This window comes from Arthrobacter sp. H14 (assembly GCF_000520495.1).
GTDB lineage: Bacteria > Actinomycetota > Actinomycetes > Actinomycetales > Micrococcaceae > Arthrobacter_C.
The window spans coordinates 23,595-28,175 of sequence record NZ_KI914643.1 but is presented as its reverse complement, the minus strand read 5'-3'; the positions used below and the strand labels follow the sequence as shown (position 1 = coordinate 28,175).

Sequence of the window (4,581 nt, the reverse complement as noted above, 5' to 3'; positions counted from 1 at the left end):
CTGACCGGCGCGAAGGTCGAAATCTGGCACGCCGATGACAATGGCTACTACTCACAATTCGCACCGGGCCTGCCCGAATGGAACCTGCGCGGCACCGTCGTTGCCGACGAGCAGGGGAACTTCAAGATCAACACCATGCAGCCGGCCCCGTACCAGATTCCTACCGATGGTTCCTGCGGCGCATTGATCGAAGCAGCAGGCTGGCACGCCTGGCGGCCGGCACACCTGCACCTGAAGGTTTCCGCACCGGAGCACCAGCTCGTCACGGCGCAGCTCTACTTCCAGGGGGACGAGCACCTGGAAGACGACATTGCCACCGCTGTAAAGCCCGAATTGATCCTGGACCCCCAGCCGAAGGCCGGAAGCAAGGGCAGTGAGGTCACATACAACTTCGCGCTGGACCGGGCATAACCACACCGGAAGACAACCGCATGGGCATGATCGCGCATCAGCTGCCCATCGATACAGGAAGAGATTTCAGTCTTGCTTTTTGCCGTGAACATGGACGTAAGAATTCCGCACGATCTCGATCCAGAGACCAAAGCCGACACCATTTCGCGGGAGAAGGCTTACTCCCATCAGCTGCAGCAGGCGGGGGAGTGGGTACACATCTGGCGCAATGCCGGCCAGTACTCAAATCTGAGTATTTTCGATGTGAAGGACAACGAAAGACTCCATGAGATCCTCTGGAACCTTCCGCTCTTTCCCTACATGGCGATCGATGTAACGCCCCTGGCGGTGCATCCTTCGGATGTTGCCCTGCTGGAGAACTGAGTCAGCCGAAATGCAAAAAGGCCCCGCCGCTGTTCACAAGATGGACAGGAGCGGGGCCTTTTCAGCTCTTCGGGTCAGTCCTCCCAGACCGACCGGTCGGCACCTTCCCAGGCAGGATCGGCAAAAGTCCATGAACCGTCTTCCTGCTGTGAGTAGGATTGCACGGCGGCGATTGCAATACCTTCGGAGTGTTCTGAGGCAACGAAGATGGCATCGGTATTCTCGTCCGGCAGGTGCACATCCGAGACGACAGCGACAGCACGGTGGTTGTCCTTCTGCTCGGCCAGGACCGTGTAGAGGTCGGTGATCATCGTTTCGGCGTCGATGTCTTCGTCGTCATTTGCGGGCGAGACGGCGACCATGCGGACTTCGCCGTCGTTATTGACCATCAGTGCGGCCGGAAGGAATGCGCCCTGGTCCTCGAGCTGTTCCTGGGCCATGCCGAGCCCGGTTCCGATCAACTTGTTCAGGTCTTCCTGCACCTGCTGGGACGGCTCCGAAGCCGCACCGTTGTGGGTCTGGGGCTGTTCTTCAATCATCTACTGACGCACCAATCCGAGGACGTTATCACGCACGTCCTCCATCGTCTTCTGGTCCACGGCTTCGACATTCAGCCGCAGATACGGTTCGGTATTGGACGCGCGGAGATTGAACCACCACTGACCGTCCTTGCGGGTGAACGTTAGCCCGTCGACCTCGTCCACCACAACATCGTCGTTTTCATACGCTGTCCGCACCCGGGCGACGGCGGCCGGGACGTCGTCGAGCCGTGAGTTGACCTCCCCGCTGGCAAAGTACGGGTCGTATTCGCGGGCAAGTTCGGAGAGCGGTGTTTCAGTCTCGCCCAGCGCGGCCAGCACATGCATGGCGGCGAGCATTCCGGTATCGGCGTTGTAGAAGTCGCGGAAGTAGTAGTGGGCCGAGTGCTCTCCGCCGAAGACGGCGCCTTCGGCCGCCATGTAGGCCTTGATGAAGGAGTGCCCGACCCGTGTCCGTACCGGGCGACCGCCGGCGGCTTCGACCATCTCCGGTACGGCATGGGAGGTGATCAGGTTGTGGATGATCACCGGAGTTTCTTCTCCGCCAGCCTTCGCCCGGACGATCTCGCGCAGGGCCACCAGTGCGGTGACGGCACTGGGCGTGACGGGATCGCCGTTTTCGTCGATCACGAAGCACCGGTCGGCATCGCCGTCGAACGCCAGGCCAATATCCGCGCCATGCTTGACGACGGCGGCCTGCAGGTCCCGCAGGTTCTCCGGCTCAAGAGGGTTGGCGGGATGATTCGGAAAAGTGCCGTCCAGCTCAAAGTAGAGGGGCACAATATCCAGCGGCAGCGCCGGCAGGATATCGTCACCCAGCACCGCGGGCGTGGTCAGCCCTGCCATCCCATTGCCGGCGTCGACCACGACTTTCAGCGGGCGGGAGCCGCTCAAGTCAACCAGCGAGCGGAGGTAGGCGGCATAGTCGCCGAGCACATCGTGGACGCCGATACCACCCAGTTCCGGGGCGGCGGGGATGGAAGTTGCGAGGTACTTTTCGGCCTGTTCCCTGATCTCGGCAAGACCGGTTTCGGAGGAGACCGGAACCGCTCCGGACTTGGCCATTTTGATCCCGTTGTACTGGGACGGGTTATGGCTCGCGGTGAAAACCGCCCCGGCGGCCTTGAGCGAACCACACGCGTAGTACAGCTCGTCGGTGGAAATCTGGCCCAGCAGTTGCACTTCCGCTCCGCGCGTTGCGGCACCGTTGGCAAACGCCTGGCTGAACTCGGGGGAAGACGGACGCATGTCGCCGCCGACCAATACGGTTTGCCCCGCAAGGTCCAGCACATCGACAAAGGCGGCGCCGATCGCCTCAACCATTTCGGCGGTGATGGTTTCGCCCACGACGCCGCGCACATCGTAGGCCTTGAAAGATGGGGAGAGGTCAATGTTCTCGGTCACTTGACTAAGCCTAACCGGCTATCCCGACTGTTTTCAGCGCGCGAGCTGCAGATCCCATTTTCATCCAACATCTGTGCAACCGCCGAGCAAGCCGCGGAACTGACAGGAACAAGGCCGGTGACGCCACGCGGTGGTCAGTGACACCGCGCGAGGATGATCGCGCCCGGGACCTCCTCATCCGGTCGCATGACCAGCTCGGCCTCGACCGTGAACCCTGCCTCCCGCAGCCAACGGGCAACCTGATCCGGCCGGCGATGGTGACTGTCGACGGAATGGAGTGCCGGAGACCCGGCTAGAGGCGTACCAGCAGGTTCTGGTGCAGTTGCCGCCAGCCCTCAGACAGCTCCTTGCCCGCGTCATAGTCATCAACTACGAGCTTCGCTCGCACACCAGAGACTGCCAGCTCTAAGGGGGTCACACTGGGGATGTTGTGACACCCGGCAGAGGCGGTGTCAGCTTCAAGTGTCTCGATGACCAGGCACACGTTACCGTTCTCGGGATTATCCGGCGCTGCGATATAAAACGCGTAGCCGTTCTCTTCCCCCAGCAACCTCACGCTGTCTGCTGCGATGCCTAAGGCGTCGGCGTCGCCGCCGAAAGTGTCCGCCGTGCCCGGTGGAGCCTCGAGAGCAGACATTGCAGACTTCGGATCGTTACTGCAGCCAGCCAACGCCAGCAGTACGACAACACCAGCAGTCAGTTTGGCCAACGTGCGCATTAGGTCCCTGTCTGTGATGTAACAACGTTAGTCTCACGCTACCGCGAGACCACTGAAGGGGAGGGGTGGGACGTTGCGAAGCGATAACTTCCGAATAGCCAGAGCAGGGCGATTGCCGACACGAACCGTGGAAATTGCCACGCTGCCTACCCAAAAACCGGAAACGGGACCCCATACGTGGCCCAAGGCGCGGAACGACGCGGTTGCCGATGGTTATCCACAGTTACGGCATCCGGTTCTGGTCCTGACGGTGGCGGCTGGCAAACTGGGATCATGACTGAAACAGGAACGACGGCGGAACAGACTACGGATCCGGAGGCAGATGGCCATCTGCGCGTCCGGGCGACAGAACTGCTGCGCAAACTGGTCGGGTCCGAAACCGCTGACTTCCACCCTGGGCAATATGAGGCCGTCGAGGCCCTTGTCGAGGGAGGGCGGCGCGCGTTGGTGGTACAGCGCACCGGCTGGGGAAAATCCGCCGTCTATTTCGTCTCGAGTCTGTTGATGCGTGCGCGCGGCGCCGGTCCGACACTGATCGTTTCTCCGCTGCTGGCGCTGATGCGGGACCAGGTGGCGGCCGCTGAACGCGCCGGCGTCCGGGCGGTGGCCATCAACTCGGCGAACCAGCACGAGTGGGAGGAGGCGAGGCAGCAGCTTGCCGCGGATCAGGTGGACGTGCTGCTGGTGTCCCCGGAACGGCTGAACAATCCACGCTTCCGCGAAGAACAACTGCCCGAGCTCATCTCCCGGATGGGTCTGCTCGTCATCGATGAGGCGCATTGCATTTCAGACTGGGGGCATGATTTCCGCCCTGACTACCGGCGGATACGCGACTTGATTAATCTGCTGCCTCCCTCCGTGCCGGTTCTCGCCACGACGGCGACGGCGAACTCCCGCGTCGTTCGGGATATTGAAGATCAACTCGGAGAAGAAGCATTGAGCATCAGGGGACAGCTGGCGCGGGCTTCACTTCGGCTGGGCGTGCTCCTGCTGCCGAATGCCAAGGCACGGCTCGGCTGGCTGCTGTCCCACCTGAACGATCTGACCGGTTCCGGCATCATTTACGCCTTGACTGTTTCGGGGGCCGAGGACACCGCCCGGTTGTTGAAAGAGGCAGGCCACAACGTCCTGGCCTATACCGGCAGG

6 protein-coding genes are annotated in these 4,581 nt (G+C 61.7%); 3 read left to right on the top strand and 3 right to left on the bottom strand.

The annotated features are described in order from the left end of the window. Nucleotides 1-411: dioxygenase family protein (locus tag Y707_RS24315; RefSeq protein WP_442853282.1), on the top strand; the 411-nt coding region annotated here is incomplete at its 5' end. A gap of 84 nt (nt 412-495) precedes the next feature. Next, nucleotides 496-774, top strand: a complete 279-nt coding sequence (locus Y707_RS0107485) for a muconolactone Delta-isomerase family protein (RefSeq protein ID WP_333782838.1) — start codon at nt 496-498, stop codon at nt 772-774. A gap of 74 nt (nt 775-848) precedes the next feature. On the opposite strand, the gene Y707_RS0107480 is transcribed toward Y707_RS0107485, so the two are convergent. From Y707_RS0107480 to Y707_RS0107465, 3 genes are all read right to left on the bottom strand, one after another. Then, nucleotides 849-1,313 carry a hypothetical protein gene (locus Y707_RS0107480; RefSeq protein ID WP_051441755.1) on the bottom strand — a complete coding sequence of 155 codons (465 nt, stop codon included), beginning with the start codon at nt 1,311-1,313 and terminating at the stop codon, nt 849-851. Further along, nucleotides 1,314-2,717 (bottom strand): phosphomannomutase/phosphoglucomutase, encoded by a 1,404-nt coding sequence (locus Y707_RS0107475; protein ID WP_026534600.1) that lies wholly within the window; start codon nt 2,715-2,717, stop codon nt 1,314-1,316. 292 nt (nt 2,718-3,009) lie between these two features. Further along, the gene (locus tag Y707_RS0107465; protein ID WP_026534599.1) at nt 3,010-3,435 is read right to left on the bottom strand and encodes a hypothetical protein; all 426 of its coding nucleotides are present in this window, start codon (nt 3,433-3,435) and stop codon (nt 3,010-3,012) included. A gap of 273 nt (nt 3,436-3,708) precedes the next feature. Here Y707_RS0107465 and Y707_RS29655 point away from each other — a divergent pair. Continuing rightward, nucleotides 3,709-4,581 (top strand): DEAD/DEAH box helicase (locus Y707_RS29655; RefSeq protein WP_155852817.1); only part of this gene is annotated, 873 nt, incomplete at its 3' end.

What these genes read in the sequence shown, in the direction of transcription:
- Y707_RS0107480 (WP_051441755.1), bottom strand. Translation starts at nt 1,313, where the DNA reads ATGATTGAAGAACAGCCCCAGACCCACAACGGTGCGGCTTCGGAGCCG.
- Y707_RS0107465 (WP_026534599.1), bottom strand. Translation starts at nt 3,435, where the DNA reads ATGCGCACGTTGGCCAAACTGACTGCTGGTGTTGTCGTACTGCTGGCG.